Raw genomic sequence first — 17,505 nt, forward strand, 5'->3', positions numbered from 1 at the left:
CCTCAAGGGAGTTGGAAGCGAAGCCGACAAAAGATGCGTGAGTACCCTTGCGCACACCATGATGACCGCCGCCCGCTCCGCAGACTCCGGCCTCGCGAGCCCGGGCGAACTCGACCGCTACCCCTACGCCGAAGCGCCCGGCGTCGACCGCGTCGGGGCTCCCGCGTGGGACGGCGCGGATCCGGAGCTGGGCCGTGTGGGCCGGCGGTCCGCGGGCAGCCGCGGACGCGGACTGCACGGCCAACTCGTCCAGCAGTTGGGTCAGATGATCGTCTCCGGGGACCTCGGCGCCGACCGCCCGCTGGTGCCGGAGGAGATCGGCCAGCGCTTCGAGGTCTCCCGCACCGTAGTCCGCGAGTCGCTCCGCGTCCTGGAGGCCAAGGGACTGGTCAGCGCCCGTCCGAACGTCGGCACGCGCGTGCGCCCGGTCAGCGACTGGAACCTGCTCGACCCGGACATCATCGAGTGGCGGGCCTTCGGGCCGCAGCGGGACGACCAGCGCCGTGAGCTGAGCGAGCTGCGCTGGACGATCGAGCCGCTCGCCGCGCGCCTGGCGGCCGGCCACGGACGGGAGGACGTCCAGCAGCGGCTGGCCGACATGGTGGAGATCATGGGGCACGCCATGGGGCAGGGTGACGCCCTCACGTTCGCCCGCGCCGACTCCGAGTTCCACTCCCTGCTCATCCAGGTCGCCAGCAACCGGATGCTGGAGCACCTCTCCGGGATCGTGTCCGCCGCGCTGCAGGTCTCGGGCGGGCCGGTCACGGGCTGTGAGCGGCCGAACGAGGCCTCCCTGGTGCAGCACGGCCGGATCGTCGACGCCCTCGCCGGCGGTGACGGCGCGGCGGCCGAATCGGCCATGCGTCAACTTCTGACGGTCCACCCAGAGGTGGAACGCGTGGTGCCCGCCCCGCGCGAGCACTGACCGCGTTCCGCGGACGGCGAGGTCCGGCGTGCCATCCCCCTCCTGTGGCAGCGCCTCACCGCTGAGCCGTCCCCCGTCGGACCCCGTGGGATCGTCGACGATCCCACGGGGTCCGACGGCCGGAGGGGCGTGGCAGACTCGAAGAGGAGACCTCCATGCCCCTGAGTGACCGCTTTCGTTATTGTTTGACCGATTCTGTGCGCTTACGGGGTGTGACTCGGGCCACGCGGAATGGGCGTAACGCTCCTTGAGGGAACGCGATGACCTAAGAGGTGACAGCCGCGGAGGGAATACGGACGCCGTTCAAGGCGCTGTGCAACTTCCCCGGCCCCCGCCCGCGCCGTCGGCCCATCCCCAAGCCGGCGGTCGGCTCCTGTCCACTGTGGACGGGGCCGGAAGCCGTTTTCCAACGTTCCGAGAGGTTGTTCGTGTCGGCCAGCACATCCCGTACGCTCCCGCCGGAGATCGCCGAGTCCGTCTCTGTCATGGCGCTCATTGAGCGGGGAAAGGCTGAGGGGCAGATCGCCGGCGATGACGTGCGTCGGGCCTTCGAAGCTGACCAGATTCCGGCCACTCAGTGGAAGAACGTACTGCGCAGCCTCAACCAGATCCTCGAGGAAGAGGGTGTGACGCTGATGGTCAGTGCCGCAGAGCCCAAGCGCACCCGCAAGAGCGTCGCAGCGAAGAGCCCCGCCAAGCGCACCGCCACCAAGACGGTCGCGGCCAAGACGGCGACCGCCCGGAAGGCGACCGCCACCGCGACTCCGGCGGCCCCGTCCGCCGACCCCGCCGTCGAGGAGGAGGCACCCGCCAAGAAGGCGGCTGCCAAGAAGACGACCGCCAAGAAGGCCACGGCCAAGAAGGCCACGGCCAAGAAGACGCCCGCCAAGAAGACCGCGGCCAAGAAGGACGACGCCGAGCTGGCCGACGAAGAGGTCGTCGAGGACACCAAGGCCACGGAGGAGCCCGAGGGCGCCGAGAGCGCCGGCTTCGTGCTCTCCGACGAGGACGAGGACGACGCGCCGGCCCAGCAGGTCGCCGCCGCCGGTGCCACCGCCGACCCGGTCAAGGACTACCTCAAGCAGATCGGCAAGGTTCCCCTGCTCAACGCCGAGCAGGAGGTCGAGCTCGCCAAGCGCATCGAGGCCGGTCTGTTCGCCGAGGACAAGCTGGCCAACGCCGACAAGCTGGCGCCGAAGCTCAAGCGCGAGCTGGAGATCATCGCCGAGGACGGGCGCCGCGCCAAGAACCACCTGCTCGAGGCCAACCTCCGTCTGGTGGTCTCCCTGGCCAAGCGCTACACCGGCCGCGGCATGCTCTTCCTGGACCTCATCCAGGAGGGCAACCTCGGTCTGATCCGCGCGGTCGAGAAGTTCGACTACACCAAGGGCTACAAGTTCTCCACGTACGCCACCTGGTGGATCCGTCAGGCGATCACCCGCGCGATGGCCGACCAGGCCCGCACCATCCGTATCCCGGTGCACATGGTCGAGGTCATCAACAAGCTCGCCCGCGTGCAGCGCCAGATGCTCCAGGACCTGGGCCGCGAGCCCACCCCGGAGGAGCTGGCCAAGGAACTCGACATGACCCCGGAGAAGGTCATCGAGGTCCAGAAGTACGGCCGCGAGCCCATCTCCCTGCACACCCCGCTGGGCGAGGACGGCGACAGCGAGTTCGGTGACCTCATCGAGGACTCCGAGGCGGTCGTCCCGGCCGACGCGGTCAGCTTCACGCTGCTGCAGGAGCAGCTGCACTCCGTGCTCGACACCCTGTCCGAGCGCGAGGCCGGTGTGGTCTCCATGCGCTTCGGTCTCACCGACGGTCAGCCGAAGACCCTCGACGAGATCGGCAAGGTGTACGGCGTCACGCGCGAGCGCATCCGCCAGATCGAGTCCAAGACCATGTCGAAGCTGCGCCACCCGTCGCGCTCCCAGGTGCTGCGCGACTACCTCGACTAGGCAGGACCGCCACGACGGGCAGTCGTGCGCCAGGCCCGGTTCCCGCTCGCGGGGGCCGGGCCTTCGCGCTGCCGCGCGGGTGCGGGCCCGGGAGAGGTCCCTCACTGTGGGTGCCTAAGGATCACCCCAGTGTGAGGAGCGCGCATGCGACGTCGTCTTGCCCGGGCCCTGGCCCGGCCGCTGGCCCTCGCGGCCGCCGCGACCGTCATACCGCTGGCCTCGGCCCTTCCCGCGACCGCCGACAGCATCGTCGTCGGCGGCTTCCCCGTGGACGTCTCGGAGGGGCCGTGGACCGTGGCGCTGTCCAGCCGTGACCGGTTCGGAGGTACCCGGGCGGGACAGTTCTGCGGGGGTGTGGCGGTCGGCCGGACCACCGTGCTGACCGCGGCCCACTGCATGGACGAGGAGGTGCTGGGGGCGGCTCCGGACCGGGTGGGCGACCTCAGGGTGATCGCGGGGCGCACGGAACTGCTCTCGGAGCGCGGTCGGGAGATCGCCGTACGCGACACCTGGGTGAACCCGCGCTACGACGGTGTCACCAACTCCGGCGACTTCGCCGTGCTCAGCCTGGCCGAGCCACTGCCCTCGAGCTCCGTCATAGCCATGGCCGGGACCGGTGATCCCGCCTACCGCGCGGGCACCCCCGCCACCGTCTACGGATGGGGGGACACCACAGGGTCGGGTTCCTACGCCGGGAGCCTGCACGCTGCGCGTGTGCGGGTGCAGCCCGACGCGCTGTGCGAGAAGGCGTATCCGGGCGGTTCCGAGGGCACCTACCGCGCCAGGACGATGCTGTGCGCGGGAGAGGTGGAAGGCGGCCGGGACGCCTGTCAGGGGGACAGTGGCGGGCCGCTGGTGGCCCAGGGGCGGCTGATAGGGCTCGTCTCCTGGGGGGCGGGGTGCGGCTGGGCCGGCAGCCCCGGGGTGTACACACGTGTCTCGGACATCCTGCGGACCCTCGGGTGGCCGCAGGGCTGAGAGCGGACGAGGAGGGCGCCCACGAGCCGCTCGGCGGCCGCTGGCGCCCGCGGGCATGAGACGGGCGGCCGCCTCCCCGAGGGAGGCAGCCGCCCGCTCACCGGCCTGTGCCGGGCTGCTCGTCGTCGGACGCGAGGTGTCGGCGCTCTGTCGGCGCTCTTCGGGTCAGCGCTCCTCGTCGGGAGCGGGTGCCGCGGGGGCGGTGAGCCGCTCCGTCTCGTCCTGTATCTCAGCGGCGATCTTCTTGAGTTCCGGCTCGAACTTGCGGCCGTGGTGGGCGCAGAAGAGCAGTTCTCCGCCGCTCAGCAGGACGACGCGCAGGTATGCCTGGGCGCCGCAGCGGTCGCAGCGATCGGCGGCCGTCAGCGGGCTCGCGGGGGTCAGAACAGTAGTCACGTCGCCTCTTCTCTAGCTCGACGAGCTGTCGTACCAGGGTCAACATCCAACCAGCCCCAAAACGTTCCCGCTCGTGGCTTCTCCTCGAAAAAATCTTTCCGAGGCGGTCGGCTGCTGCCGGTTGGCGGCGAATGTGCCGTAGTGCGTGTCTGATGTGTCGTACGGATTCGCGTTCGTATCGGTGGTCGGCCCTCCCGGCTGGCTTGCCGGTTGTTCATGAGGACGTGCCCGGAGCCTAAATGGTTCATGCCTGGAAGGGAACGTGATGTGTGCTTCACTCCATCGAGGGATCGAACACGCATGCGACCCTGGACTAGGGTGGGCTGAAGCGAGGGTGGCGTGACAACGGCTCTACCAGGCCTCGGTACCCTCTCACCGGTGACTGAAGCCGCGCCCTTACCCAAGAGGGCCGCATCTGAAATTCAGCGAGGAGCGAACCGCGTGACCGCCGAGACGTCCGTGCCGTCCACAGCGCTGCTGGCAGGAGCAGACCGGGACGGTTCCAACTACACCGCGCGGCACCTGCTCGTCCTCGAGGGGCTCGAGGCCGTGCGGAAGCGCCCCGGTATGTACATCGGGTCCACCGACAGCCGTGGCCTGATGCACTGCCTCTGGGAGATCATCGACAACTCCGTGGACGAGGCCCTCGGAGGCTACTGCGACCACATCGACGTGGTGCTCCACGACGACGGCTCGGTGGAGGTCAGGGACAACGGCCGGGGCATCCCGGTCGACGTCGAGCCCAAGACCGGCCTCTCCGGGGTCGAGGTCGTCATGACCAAGCTGCACGCCGGCGGCAAGTTCGGAGGCGGCTCCTACGCCGCCTCCGGCGGTCTCCACGGCGTCGGCGCCTCCGTCGTCAACGCGCTGTCCGCGCGGCTGGACGTCGAGGTGGACCGGGGCGGGCACACCCACGCGATCAGCTTCCGGCGCGGGGTTCCCGGAGCCTTCGCCACCGGGAGCCCGGACGCGAAGTTCGAGGCCGGAAGCGGACTGCGCAGGGCCAAGAAGATCCCGAAGACCCGCAGCGGCACACGCGTGCGCTACTGGGCCGACCGCCAGATCTTCCTCAAGGACGCCAAGCTCGCCCTGGACACGCTGCACCAGCGCGCCCGGCAGACCGCGTTCCTGGTCCCCGGCCTGACCATCGTCGTGCGCGACGAGTACGGGCTCGGCGAGGGCGGCAGCAAGGGCGAGGAGTCCTTCCGCTTCGACGGCGGCATCAGCGAGTTCTGCGAGTTCCTCGCCGCGGACCGCCCCGTCTGCGACACGCTCCGTTTCACCGGACAGGGCACCTTCAAGGAGACCGTCCCCGTCCTCGACGAGCACGGCCAGATGACGCCCACCGAGGTCACCCGCGAGCTCGGCGTCGACGTGGCCATGCGCTGGGGGACGGGCTACGACACCATGCTCCGCTCCTTCGTCAACATCATCGCCACCCCCAAGGGCGGCACCCACGTCGCCGGTTTCGAGCAGGCCGTCGCCAAAACGATGAACGAGGTGCTGCGCACCAAGAAGATGCTGCGCGTGGCCGAGGACGACATCGTCAAGGACGACGCCCTCGAAGGCCTCACCGCGGTGGTCACGGTCCGGCTGGCCGAGCCGCAGTTCGAGGGCCAGACCAAGGAGGTCCTCGGCACCTCGGCGGCCCGCCGCATCGTGAACACCGTGATCTCCAAGGAGCTCAAGGCGTTCCTGACCTCCACCAAGCGGGACGACGCCCAGCAGGCCCGCGTGGTCATGGAGAAGGCCGTCGCCGCGGCCCGGACCCGTATCGCGGCCCGTCAGCACAAGGACGCGCAGCGCCGCAAGACGGCCCTGGAGTCCTCCTCGCTGCCGGCCAAGCTCGCCGACTGCCGCAGCGACGACGTGGACCGCAGCGAACTGTTCATCGTCGAGGGCGACTCCGCGCTCGGCACGGCCAAGCTCGCCCGGAACTCCGAGTTCCAGGCGCTGCTGCCGATCCGCGGCAAGATCCTCAACGTCCAGAAGTCGTCCGTGACGGACATGCTGAAGAACGCCGAGTGCGGCGCGATCATCCAGGTCATAGGGGCCGGCTCGGGCCGGACCTTCGACATCGACACGGCCCGCTACGGCAAGATCATCATGATGACCGACGCCGATGTCGACGGCTCTCACATCCGCACCCTGCTGCTCACCCTGTTCCACCGCTACATGCGGCCCATGGTCGAGGCCGGCCGGGTGTTCGCCGCGGTGCCGCCGCTGCACCGCATCGAGCTGATCCAGCCCAAGAAGGGCCAGGACAAGTACGTCTACACGTACTCGGACCGGGAACTGCGGGACAAGCTCATGGAGTTCCAGAGCAAGAACGTCCGCTACAAGGACTCGATCCAGCGCTACAAGGGCCTCGGCGAGATGGACGCCGACCAGCTGGCCGAGACCACCATGGACCCGCGCCATCGCACCCTGCGGCGGATCAACCTCACCGATCTGGAGGCCGCGGAGCAGGTCTTCGACCTGCTGATGGGCAACGACGTCGCCCCGCGCAAGGAGTTCATCTCCAGCTCCGCGGCGACGCTGGACCGCTCACGCATCGACGCATAGCGCCCGCGCGGGGCGCATGCGGGGCGAATCACCTGATGGGGTGAAGAGGAACGGGAAGAAGAGTCAGGGATCTTCCCGTTCTGTCCATCCTTGGGTATGCAGCAAAGCAACTCGGGGGACGTGAGGTACGACGATCCCTGGTACGACGCCCTGGCCTCGGGCTGGGGCGAATCGTCCGGCCCTGCGGAGACGACCTCACCGGCCCCGCGCGCGGATGCCGCCGACGTCTACCTCGAAGTACAGCGCAGCGCGGCCTTCCAGGAGGTGCGCAGCCGGTACCGGCGGTTCGTGGTACCCGCGGTCATCGCCTTCCTCACCTGGTACGTGGCGTACGTCGTGACCGCCACGACCGCGCCGGGGCTGATGGCCCGGCCCGTCGCGGGCGCCGTGAACCTGGGCCTGCTCGCCGGACTGGGCCAGTTCCTGACCACGTTCCTGCTCACCTGGGCCTACGTCCGCCATGCGCGGCTGCGCCGGGACCGGGCGGCGCTGGAACTGCGCTGGGACGCCCAGGAGCTCGCGCGCGGGAGAGGCGGCGCGGCATGACGGGAGATCACCAGACGGCGGCACTGCTGCTGTTCGCCGCGTTCGTCGCGGTGACCCTCGGCATCACGACCTGGGTGAGCCGCCACCGGCAGGGTTCGGCCGAGGAGTTCTACGCGGGCGGCCGGCTCTTCTCCCCGATGGAAAATGGTTTTGCCATCGCGGGCGACTACATGTCGGCCGCCTCCTTCCTCGGCATCTCCGGACTCATCGCCCTCGTCGGCTACGACGGGATGCTCTACTCGGTCGGCTTCCTGGTGGCCTGGCTGGTGGTCCTGTTCCTGGTCGCGGAACTGGTGCGCAACTGCGGCCGGTTCACCCTCGCCGACGTGGTCGCGGCGCGCATGCGGGAGCGGCCGGTGCGCATCGCCGCGGGAACTTCCTCGGTCACCGTGTCCGTTCTGTATCTGGTGGCGCAGATGGTGGGTGCGGGCAGCCTGGTCGCGCTGCTGCTCGGCGGTACGGGAGAGGCGACCCGGGCCTGGACCGTCGTCGGTGTCGGTGTACTCATGGTGATCTACGTGTCGTTGGGTGGGATGCGGGCCACCACCTGGATCCAGATCGTCAAGGCGGTCCTGCTGCTCGGCGGCACCGTCGTGCTGACCGTCCTCGTCCTGCTGCGCTTCCACGGCGACTTCAACCGGCTGCTCCTCACCGCGGCCGAACGCAGCGGCCACGGCGACGCGTTCCTCGCCCCCGGTCTCGCCTACGGCGGCGACTGGACCGCCCGGTTCGACTTCATCAGCCTCGGTCTCGCGCTGGTGCTCGGCACGGCGGGACTGCCGCACATCCTGTCCCGCTTCTACACCGTCCCCACCGCGCGGGCGGCACGGCGGTCGGTGGTCTGGGCGATCGGACTCATCGGCGGCTTCTACCTGATGACGATCGTGCTCGGCTTCGGCGCCGCCGCCCTCATCGGACCGGACACCGTACGCGCGTCGAACGCGTCCGGGAACACGGCGGTTCCGCTGCTCGCCCTCGACCTGGGCGGCGGTGTCGGCTCCACGGGCGGCACGATCCTGTTCGCGGTCGTCGCCGCCGTGGCCTTCGCGACGATCCTCGCCGTGGTCGCGGGGATCACACTCGCCTCCTCGGCCTCCGTCGCACACGACCTGTACGCCTCCCTGCGGCGCCGGAGCGGGAAGCCGCGCAGCGAGGTGGCCGTGGCCCGCGTCGCCTCGGTCGGCGTCGGACTGGTCGCGATCGCCCTCGGTCTGCTCGCCCGCGACCTCAACGTGGCGTTCCTGGTGGGCCTCGCCTTCGCCGTGGCCGCGTCCGCGAACCTGCCCGTGCTGCTGTACTCGCTGTTCTGGCGCGGCTTCACCACACGCGGCGCCGTATGGTCCGTCTACGGGGGCCTGGTCCCCGCCGTGCTGCTGGTGCTGCTCTCCCCGGTGGTCTCGGGCAGTCCCGCCTCCCTCTTCCCGGGCGTCGACTTCCAGCTCTTCCCGCTGCAGAACCCCGGTCTGGTCTCCATCCCGCTGGGCTTCCTCGCCGGCTGGCTGGGCACGGTCACCTCACCCGAGCTCCCCGACGAGGCCAAGCACGCGGAGACCGAGGTGCGCTCACTGACCGGCGCGGGCGCGGTGTAGAGCGCCCAGGGGGGCCGGCGCATGCCCGCGGCGTCGCGCGCTCATGCGTCGGACACCCCCCTGGCGGGCCGCACGACGGAGACGGACGGCGCCGCCATCCGTAAAGGGGGAGGGGCACGGTTCCTTCCCCCGCCCCCATGGGCCGTGCCTCAGGCGCGGGTCGCCCACACGTACCGGTGTTCCGGGCGGCCCGCGTCGCCGTACTTCAGGGTCAGCGTGGCCCGTCCCGTGCGTTCCAGCAGCTTCAGATAGCGCTGGGCGGTCTGCCGGCTCACCCCCGTGCGTTCGGCGATCTCCTGGGCGGACAACGGGCCGTCGGCGTTCATCAGCGCCCGCCGTACGAGTTCGGCGGTGGTGGGGGAGTGCCCCTTGGGCAGCTGGGGATCGGAGGGCGCCGACAGCGCGCCGAAGATACGGTCCACCTCCGCCTGTTCCGCCTCACCGCCGCCGTCGAGGGTGCGGCGAAGCTCCGCGTACGCCTCCAGCTTGGCGCGCAGCCCGGCGAAGGCGAACGGTTTGACCAGGTACTGCAGGGCGCCGTGCCGCATCGCCGCCTGCACCGTGGACACGTCCCGCGCCGCCGTCACCATGATCACATCGGTCTGGAGGCCGCGCCGGCGCATCTCCCGCACCACCGCGAGCCCCGTCTCGTCGGGCAGATAGTGGTCCATGAGGACGAGATCCGGCCGGGGCGCCGCCTCCAGCCGGGCGAGCGCCTCCGCCGCGCTGTGCGCCTCGCCGGTGACGACGAACCCGGGCACCTTCGCGACGTACGCCGCGTTGACCCGCGCGACCCGCACGTCATCGTCCACGACCAGGACCTCGATCACCGCGACTCCTCCTCGGCCCGCGCACCGGTGAGCGCGGGCTCCGCGCCCGCCTCCGTCAGGGCGTCGGGCAGGACGACGGTGAACTCAGCGCCCCCGCCCGGCGCCTCGCCCACCTCCGCGCTCCCGCCCTGCCGCTCGGCGAGCCTGCGCACCAGCGGCAGCCCGATGCCGCGCTCGCGGTGGGCCGGCGGCTCCTTGGTGGACCAGCCCTCGGTGAAGACCGACTCGCGGTGCTCCGGCGGAATGCCGGGCCCGGTGTCGCGCACCACGAGCACCGCCGTACGCCCCTCGGTACGCACTTCGACCTCCACGCGCGCGTGCGGCGCACCGGCGACGGCGTCCAGCGCGTTGTCCACCAGATTGCCCACGACGGTGACCAGCCCCCGGGGGTCGATCAGCCGGTCCGGCAGCCGGGTGCCGTCCGACACCCACAGCGCCACTCCGCGCTCGGCCGCGACCGTCGCCTTGCCCACCAGCAGCGCCGCGAGCAGCGGATCCCGGATCTTCTCGGTCACCTGCTCCGACGTGGCCCGGTGATCACCGACGACCTCGCCGACGAACTCCACCGCGTCGTCGTACATCTCGAGCTCCAGCAGTCCCAGCAGGGTGTGCATACGGTTCGCGTGCTCGTGGTCCTGGGCGCGGAGCGCGTCGATCAGCCCGCGCGTGGAGTCCAGTTCCCGGCCGAGCCGGTCCAGCTCCGTGCGGTCGCGCAGGGTGGCCACGGCGCCGCCGTCGTCCGTCGGCATCCGGTTGGCGACCAGGACCCGCCGGCCGCGGACGGTGAGCAGATCGGTGCCGGTCACCCGCCCGGCCAGTACGTCGGCTGTGCGCCCCGCGCCGAGCGCGGCGTCGGGGGAGCGGCCGACGGCCTCCTCACCGATCCCCAGCAGCCGCTGCGCCTCGTCGTTCAGCAGCCGGACACGGCCGTCGCGGTCCAGGGCGACGACGCCCTCCCGGATCCCGTGCAGCATCGCCTCCCGCTCCGCGAGCAGTGCCGCGATGTCCGAGAAGGCCAGGTCACGGGTCTGTCGCTGCACGCGCCGGGAGATCAGCCAGGCCGCGATCGCGCCCACGGCCAGGGCGCCGCCGGCGTACGCGAACAGTCCCGGGATGGCGTGGATCAGCCGGGCCCGGACGCTGTCGTAGGCGATGCCGACCGAGACCGCGCCGATGATCTCGCCGTCCTCGTTCCGCAGCGGCACCTTGCCCCGCGCGGAGCGCCCGAGGGTGCCGTCGTCGATCTCCATGACGTCCTGCCCGGCCAGTGCCTCACCGGGGTCGGTCGACACCAGTCCGCCGATCCGCTCCGGATCGGTGTGCGACCAGCGCACGCCCCGCAGGTCCAGCACCACGATGTACTCGGCGCCGGTGGCCTTCCGGATCCGTTCCGCCTCCCGCTGCACCGGGCCGTCCGGCGCCGGTGCGGTGCCCTCCAGGTCCTGTGCCATCTGCGGCTGCTGGGCGGTGGTCTGCGCGATCGCGAGCGCGCGGCGCATCGCCTGGTCGTCCAGCTGGTCGCCGAGCGGCGCGAGGAACAGCCCGGTGGCCAGTACGGCGACGCCCGCGGCGATCGACAACTGCATCAGCAGGACCTGCGAGAACACCCGCCGGGGCAGGCCGAGGCGCAGGCGGCGCGCGGGGGGAGTGGAGCTCATACCCCTGACCGTACGCGGCGTGGCGCGGGGTGCCGCGGGGGTGTGGCGGGGATCTCCCGGCCCCTGCCCGACGGGTCCGGTCAGCCGGCCAGCGCCGTCATCGTCACCTCGCGCACGCCCACGACGTCCATCCGCGCGGGCGAACCGAGCACCGAACCGCAGCTCTCCGGACGGGGCGGCAGTGAGGCGCCCTGGGCGACCTCCACCAGCCACCGGCGCCCGTCCGCGTGGGCGACGGTCACCTCCCAGCGGGGCGCCGTGCCGTCCGTCCGTACGACGCTCAGGGCCTCCGCGGCGTACTCGCCCACCGCGCGGCGCACCGCCAGCTCGGCCGCCTGACCGGGCCGCTCCCAGGCGGAACCGCCCCGGCATCCCTCGACGACGACGCGGCCCTCCTGGGCGCTGTGCAGCACCTGCTTGACGGCATGCGCCTCGGCCCGCCCGTACGCGTATCCGTACGGCAGGCACAGGACGGTGGGGGAGAAGCGGTGGCCGCCCAGGTGGGTGACCTCCCAGACGCCCTCGACCCCGGAGGCGGCGAGCTCGGCCGCCAGGGGACGTCCGAGGAGGGCACAGCAGCGGTCGCGTTTGCCGTTGGTGCAGACGAGGGCGAGCGGATCGCCCTCGTGGGGCCGGCCGCCGAGCGCGGTCGCGAAGGACTCCGGTTCGCCGCTGCCGAGGGCGGCGAAGTCCAGGCCGAGGAGGTGTTCCGGGTCGGTGGTGGTGGCGGCGTACAGCCACACGTTTCCCGGCACGGTGTGGGCCACGTACACCCGGCGCGTGGCGGGCATCCGGCGGTCGGCGTGCCGCCCGGGCCGTCTTATGAGCGCGATCCGCACCCCGGTGCCCTGCGCGGCGGCTTCCAGCGCCCGACCCAGGGCGGGGTCGAGATGGCTGGAGGTGAGCGCCTTGGCACCCCAGGGGCCGGGCTGCTCGAGCAGCAGCCAGGTCCTCGCGGTGGCCGCGGTTCCGGCGATGGGCTCGTCGAGCTCGCGGGAGACGATTGAGCACGTACTCACAGAGGTGAGCCTAACCTGAGTTGCACACGCGTGGCATGTCGGCCCACCCGTACCGCGAGGGCCGGCCGGCAGGGTGACAATTGCCGTGAACCGGGCTGATCATCGATTCTTCGCTTACGCGCTCACTCTTGCGGATGATTCCTCGGAGCGGGGGTGCCCTCATGTCGCCGAGTGATAGGAATGCGGCACGCGTTGCGTGCGTCGCGGTGTGTGCTGGACCTGCGAAGATGCGATCGCGCATCGCGCGGCAGCGGGCGCAGGCGCTCGTGCCTTGAGAGCAGAGGAAATTCAACAGTGAGTCAGATCATCCGCCGTCTCGGTGTCGCTCCGCGCCATCGGGGCAGTTCCACCGGTGCGACGTGCCCCGACGTCTTTGAGCTGGCAGACGGCAACTTCGCCGTCATCGGTACGGATGTCACCGACTCGCTCGATTCCCAACTGCCCGAGGACGCCGCCCGCGCCGACTACGAGCGCATCGTCGTGATCACCAGGGAGACCCTGATCAAGGCGAAAGCGGATATCCCGGACGCGTAGCTCACGAGTCGAGCGGCGGCTCCCCGACCACCCACCACTCGTCGGTGTCGGCTTCGTCGAGCTGCAGCAGCAGGTCGTCGATCAGTTGGCCGAGTTCCGCCTCGACGGTTCCCGTCAGGCTCGCGCGCTGGTGCCCGGTCGCGTACCAGTAGTCCCTCACGACCGGGTTCTGAAACATGCCGCGCGCGTGCTTGAAGAACTCGTCCCTGCTCATGTTGCCGATGCGGTAGTAGCAGAGCAGGTTCGTGTACAGGGCGTTGGCGAACAGATACTGGCGGCGCTTCTGCGCGGTGAGGGGAACCTCGTAGAGGTCCAGAACCTCGGCCAGTTCCGGGTCGTCGATCGCCTTGCTCAGCAGTTCCCAGTGCTGGCGCTGCTGCATGGCCAGATTGGCCTGCCGCTGTGTCACCGCACGCTTCTCCAGGTGATCCAGGCGCTCGCTGAACGTGGCCAGGGCCTGTCGCTGCGCCGCCATGGCGGCACACGCGCCCGCCGCCATACCCAGGCAGACCGCGACCGCGGAGCCGAGCCCCCGTATCCCACTGTTCTGTGTGGCCATGTCAAATACCCCCGATCAGGCCGCCGTCCGCCGGTCGTCGGGGTGCGGGTCGACTGTAGGGAACCGGCGAGCGGTGGGCGGCGCTTGCCGCCTTCCAGGGTGCCGAGCGGCTCTGATCGGCGGGAAGGCGGAGAGGAGGCGCACGGAGGGAAGCGAGGGTCGCACAAACCGGCGCCTTGCCCAACGTCTGCCCCGTGGACGCTGCTAACAATCGTTCACTTCGCCGCCGTTCTCATGGCTCGTATCCTGGTGCGTCAGTCGTTGTCCGCGCGTACGCGCGGACGTGAGCCGGGGTACGCCCAGGGGTGAGAGGGGTCGTGTGGTGGCGCGGAGCGGCGGGCGGCGGATTCCGGTCGTGATACTGGCCGGGTTCCTCGGATCGGGGAAGACCACCCTGCTCAACCACCTTCTCCACCGCAGCGGCGGCAGCCGCATCGGCGCGGTCGTCAACGACTTCGGGGCCATCGAGATCGACGCGATGGCCGTCGCCGGGGCGCTCGGGGACTCGACCGTGTCCTTGGGCAACGGGTGTCTCTGCTGTGCCGTCGACGGCAGTGAACTCGACGTGTACCTGGAGCGGCTCGCCCGCCCCTCCGCCGGCATCGACGTCATCGTCATCGAGGCCAGCGGCCTCGCCGAACCGCAGGAACTCGTGCGGATGGTGCTCGCCAGTGAGCACCCGGACATCGTGTACGGCGGACTCGTCGAGGTCGTGGACGCCGCCGAGTTCGACGCCACCCGGGCCCGCCACCCCGAGATCGACCGGCATCTCGGTCTCGCGGATCTCGTGGTCGTCAACAAGGTGGACCGGGTCACGGACGCCCCGCGCGTGCTGACGCTGGTCCGCTCGCTCGTCGACCGGGCGGCCGTCGTCCCCGCCACGCACGGCCGGGTCGACCCCGAGTTCCTCTTCGACTGCAGGCCGAGCCGGGAGCGCGTCGGGCAGCTGTCGTTCGACGATCTGCATCACCACGAGAACGACCACACCGGGCATCTGCACGCCGCCTACGACAGCCTCTCCTTCGTCTCAGGGCGCCCGCTGGACCCGCGGCGGCTGATGCGGTTCCTGGACAGCCGGCCCGAGGGGCTCTACCGGATCAAGGGGTACGTCGACTTCGGCCCGTACGACGTGCGCAACCGGTACGCCGTCCATGCCGTGGGACGGTTCCTGCGGTTCTGTATCGAACCCTGGCCGGCCGGTGAGGAGCGGCTCACGCAGCTCGTGCTCATCGGGGCCGGCATCGACGCGGGGGCGCTGCGCGAGGAGCTGGAGGCGTGCGGGAGCGACGACGCCCCACACACCGACGAGCACGGCATGTGGGGCGTACTGCGCTATGTGCGGGATCCGGCGGAGGACCCGGCGGCCTAGACCGGTCCGGCCACCACCCACACCGTCTTCGGCAGGGACACGCCCGAGCCGTCGCGGCGCGGGTCGGGCTCCGGGAGGCCCACCGCCGTGCCGTTCTTCTGCGCGGCACGGGCCGGGACCGGGCCCGTCCAGGCGAAGGCCAGACAGTCCTCGCCCTTCAGGAACCGCTGGCAGCGCACGCCGCCGGTGGCCCGGCCCTTGCGCGGATACTGGTCGAACGGGGTCAGCTTGGCCGTCGTCTGCACCGAGTCGTCCAGCGTGCCGCGCGAGCCCGCGACCGTGAACACCACCGCGTCCGCGGCCGGATCGACCGCGGTGAACGAGATGACCTTCGCTCCGTCGGTCAGCTTGATGCCCGTCATACCGCCCGCCGGACGGCCCTGTGGGCGGACCTGCGCGGCCGGATAGCGCAGCAGCTGTGCGTCGTCGCTGATGAAGACGAGGTCCTCCTCGCCCGTGCGCAGCTCGATCGCCCCGATGATCCGGTCGCCCTCCTTGAGCGTGATGACCTCCAGCTCCTCCTTGCTGGAGGGGTAGTCGGGCACCACCCGCTTGACGACACCCTGTTCCGTGCCGAGCGCCAGGCCGGGGGACGACTCGTCGAGCGTGGTCAGGCACACCACCTGTTCGTCGTCCTCCAGGGACACGAACTCGGCCAGCGGCGCCCCGCCCGACAAGTTCGGCGTCGGCATCGCCTCCGGCAGCTGCGGCAGGTCCACGACGTTCAGCCGGAGCAGACGGCCGGCCGAGGTGACGACGCCGACCTCGCCACGGGCCGTCGCCGGCACGGCGGAGACGATGACGTCGTGCTTGACCCGCTTGCCGTCGTCGGCGAGCGGCCCGTTGTCCGCCGTACGGGCCAGCAGACCCGTGGACGACAGCAGCACGCGGCACGGGTCGTCCGCCACCTGCAGCGGTACGACGGCGGCCGGGGCACCGCCCGACTCCAGCAGCAGCGTACGGCGGTCGTTGCCGAACTTCTTGGCCACGGCGGCCAGTTCCGTGGAGACCAGCTTGCGCAGCTCGGCGTCCGAGTCGAGGATCCGGGTCAGCTCCTCGATCTCCGTGTTCAGCCGGTCCTTCTCGGACTCCAGCTCGATACGGTCGTACTTGGTGAGGCGGCGCAGGGGCGTGTCCAGGATGTACTGGGTCTGGATGTCGCTCAGCGAGAACCGCTCGATCAGGCGCTCCTTCGCCTGCGCGGAGTTCTCGCTGGAGCGGATCAGGCGGATGACCTCGTCGATGTCCACCAGGGCCGTGAGCAGGCCCTCGACCAGGTGGAGGCGGTCGCGCCGCTTGCTGCGGCGGAACTCCGAACGGCGTCGTACGACGTTGAAGCGGTGGTCGAGGTAGACCTCGAGGAGTTCCTTGAGGCCCAGGGTGAGCGGCTGGCCGTCCACCAGCGCCACGTTGTTGATGCCGAAGGACTCCTCCATCGGCGTCAGCTTGTACAGCTGCTCGAGGACCGCTTCCGGCACGAAGCCGTTCTTGATCTCGATGACCAGCCGCAGACCGTGCTCGCGGTCGGTGAGGTCCTTGACGTCGGCGATGCCCTGGAGCCTCTTCGAGCCGACCAGATCCTTGATCTTGCCGATGACCTTCTCCGGGCCGACCGTGAACGGCAGCTCGGTGACGACGAGACCCTTGCGACGGGCCGTCACCTCCTCCACGGTGACCGTCGCGCGGATCTTGAACGTGCCGCGGCCCGTCTCGTACGCGTCCCGCACGCCGGACAGGCCGACGATCCGGCCGCCGGTGGGCAGGTCGGGGCCCGGGACGTGCTTCATCAGGGCTTCGAGGTCGGCGTTCGGATACCGGATCAGATGACGGGCGGCCGCGACGACCTCGCGCAGGTTGTGCGGCGGCATGTTGGTGGCCATGCCGACGGCGATGCCCGACGCGCCGTTCACCAGGAGGTTCGGGAACGCGGCGGGCAGCGCGACCGGTTCCTGCTCCTGACCGTCGTAGTTGGGCGCGAAGTCGACCGTGTCCTCGTCGATGGACTCGGTCATCAGGCTGGTGGCCTCGGCCATCCGGCACTCGGTGTACCGCATGGCGGCGGGCGGGTCGTCGTTGCCCAGCGAGCCGAAGTTGCCGTGGCCGTCGACGAGGGGGACGCGCATCGAGAAGGGCTGGGCCATGCGGACCAGGGCGTCGTAGATCGACGCGTCGCCGTGGGGGTGCAGCTTGCCCATGACCTCGCCGACGACGCGGGCGCACTTCACGTAGCCGCGCTCGGGTCGCAGGCCCATCTCGTTCATCTGGTAGACGATGCGGCGGTGCACCGGCTTGAGGCCGTCGCGCGCGTCCGGCAGGGCGCGGGAGTAGATGACCGAGTACGCGTACTCGAGGAAGGAGCCCTGCATCTCGTCGACGACGTCGATGTCGAGGATCTTCTCCTCGTACGAGTCGTCGGGCGGCGGGGTCTTCGTGCTGCGGCGGGCCATCGCTGCCGGCTCCTTGCTGAAGCGTGTGGACGGGATCTGACGCGGACCATTGTGGACTGTCGCACTGACAGGTGGGACCAGGACCTGGTTGTGGGGGTGCTGGGGTGGGAAGGGTACGGGGCGTTTTTCGGG

General features: G+C 70.6%; 14 protein-coding genes. 8 read left to right on the plus strand and 6 right to left on the minus strand.

Annotated elements, in window-relative coordinates:
• Nucleotides 1-37 precede the first annotated feature (37 nt).
• From IF28_RS0131975 to IF28_RS0131985, 3 genes are all read left to right on the plus strand, one after another.
• Entirely contained in the window at nt 38-925 is an 888-nt protein-coding gene (locus IF28_RS0131975) for a FadR/GntR family transcriptional regulator (protein ID WP_030227758.1), read from the plus strand.
• A 428-nt stretch (nt 926-1,353) separates the two neighbouring features.
• Nucleotides 1,354-2,883, plus strand: a complete 1,530-nt coding sequence (locus IF28_RS0131980; RefSeq protein WP_030227761.1) for an RNA polymerase sigma factor — start codon at nt 1,354-1,356, stop codon at nt 2,881-2,883.
• A 144-nt stretch (nt 2,884-3,027) separates the two neighbouring features.
• Nucleotides 3,028-3,861: a S1 family peptidase gene (locus IF28_RS0131985; RefSeq protein WP_030227764.1), complete on the plus strand. Its 834-nt coding sequence runs from the start codon at nt 3,028-3,030 to the stop codon at nt 3,859-3,861.
• Nucleotides 3,862-4,026: 165 nt separating this feature from the next.
• Here the strand turns inward: IF28_RS0131985 and IF28_RS0131990 are convergent, their stop codons facing one another.
• Nucleotides 4,027-4,257 carry a DUF7455 domain-containing protein gene (locus IF28_RS0131990; RefSeq protein ID WP_030227767.1) on the minus strand — a complete coding sequence of 77 codons (231 nt, stop codon included), beginning with the start codon at nt 4,255-4,257 and terminating at the stop codon, nt 4,027-4,029.
• A 441-nt stretch (nt 4,258-4,698) separates the two neighbouring features.
• Between IF28_RS0131990 and IF28_RS0131995 the strand changes: the two genes are divergently transcribed.
• The 3 genes from IF28_RS0131995 to IF28_RS0132005 all read left to right on the plus strand — a co-directional run bounded on the left by IF28_RS0131995 (nt 4,699) and on the right by IF28_RS0132005 (nt 8,957).
• Nucleotides 4,699-6,822 (plus strand): DNA gyrase/topoisomerase IV subunit B, encoded by a 2,124-nt coding sequence (locus IF28_RS0131995; protein ID WP_030227769.1) that lies wholly within the window; start codon nt 4,699-4,701, stop codon nt 6,820-6,822.
• Between the two features lie 96 nt (nt 6,823-6,918).
• On the plus strand, nt 6,919-7,368 hold the full coding sequence (locus IF28_RS0132000; RefSeq protein WP_030227773.1) for a DUF485 domain-containing protein: 450 nt from the start codon (nt 6,919-6,921) through the stop codon (nt 7,366-7,368).
• Nucleotides 7,365-8,957 (plus strand): cation acetate symporter, encoded by a 1,593-nt coding sequence (locus IF28_RS0132005; RefSeq protein ID WP_030227775.1) that lies wholly within the window; start codon nt 7,365-7,367, stop codon nt 8,955-8,957. Before IF28_RS0132000 ends, IF28_RS0132005 begins: the two co-directional genes overlap by 4 nt.
• A 149-nt stretch (nt 8,958-9,106) precedes the next feature.
• Here the strand turns inward: IF28_RS0132005 and IF28_RS0132010 are convergent, their stop codons facing one another.
• The 3 genes from IF28_RS0132010 to IF28_RS0132020 all read right to left on the minus strand — a co-directional run bounded on the left by IF28_RS0132010 (nt 9,107) and on the right by IF28_RS0132020 (nt 12,464).
• Nucleotides 9,107-9,787 (minus strand): response regulator, encoded by a 681-nt coding sequence (locus tag IF28_RS0132010; RefSeq protein ID WP_030227778.1) that lies wholly within the window; start codon nt 9,785-9,787, stop codon nt 9,107-9,109.
• Nucleotides 9,784-11,445: an ATP-binding protein gene (locus tag IF28_RS0132015; RefSeq protein ID WP_030227780.1), complete on the minus strand. Its 1,662-nt coding sequence runs from the start codon at nt 11,443-11,445 to the stop codon at nt 9,784-9,786. Before IF28_RS0132015 ends, IF28_RS0132010 begins: the two co-directional genes overlap by 4 nt.
• 80 nt (nt 11,446-11,525) lie before the next feature.
• Entirely contained in the window at nt 11,526-12,464 is a 939-nt protein-coding gene (locus IF28_RS0132020; protein ID WP_030227783.1) for a sucrase ferredoxin, read from the minus strand.
• Nucleotides 12,465-12,758: 294 nt separating this feature from the next.
• On the opposite strand from IF28_RS0132020, the gene IF28_RS0132025 reads away from it, so the two are divergent.
• Nucleotides 12,759-12,998 carry a hypothetical protein gene (locus tag IF28_RS0132025; protein WP_030227786.1) on the plus strand — a complete coding sequence of 80 codons (240 nt, stop codon included), beginning with the start codon at nt 12,759-12,761 and terminating at the stop codon, nt 12,996-12,998.
• Between the two features lies 1 nt (nt 12,999).
• Here IF28_RS0132025 and IF28_RS0132030 read toward each other — a convergent pair whose 3' ends face one another.
• On the minus strand, nt 13,000-13,557 hold the full coding sequence (locus IF28_RS0132030) for a DUF6082 family protein (RefSeq protein WP_030227789.1): 558 nt from the start codon (nt 13,555-13,557) through the stop codon (nt 13,000-13,002).
• Between the two features lie 319 nt (nt 13,558-13,876).
• On the opposite strand from IF28_RS0132030, the gene IF28_RS0132035 reads away from it, so the two are divergent.
• Entirely contained in the window at nt 13,877-14,926 is a 1,050-nt protein-coding gene (locus IF28_RS0132035; RefSeq protein ID WP_106982184.1) for a CobW family GTP-binding protein, read from the plus strand.
• Here IF28_RS0132035 and IF28_RS0132040 read toward each other — a convergent pair.
• Nucleotides 14,923-17,373: a DNA gyrase/topoisomerase IV subunit A gene (locus tag IF28_RS0132040; RefSeq protein WP_030227795.1), complete on the minus strand. Its 2,451-nt coding sequence runs from the start codon at nt 17,371-17,373 to the stop codon at nt 14,923-14,925. The genes IF28_RS0132035 and IF28_RS0132040 overlap by 4 nt on opposite strands.
• Between the last annotated feature and the right edge of the window lie 132 nt (nt 17,374-17,505).

Source organism: Streptomyces sp. NRRL WC-3626 (genome assembly GCF_000718785.1).
GTDB classification, from domain to species: Bacteria; Actinomycetota; Actinomycetes; order Streptomycetales; family Streptomycetaceae; genus Streptomyces; species Streptomyces edwardsiae.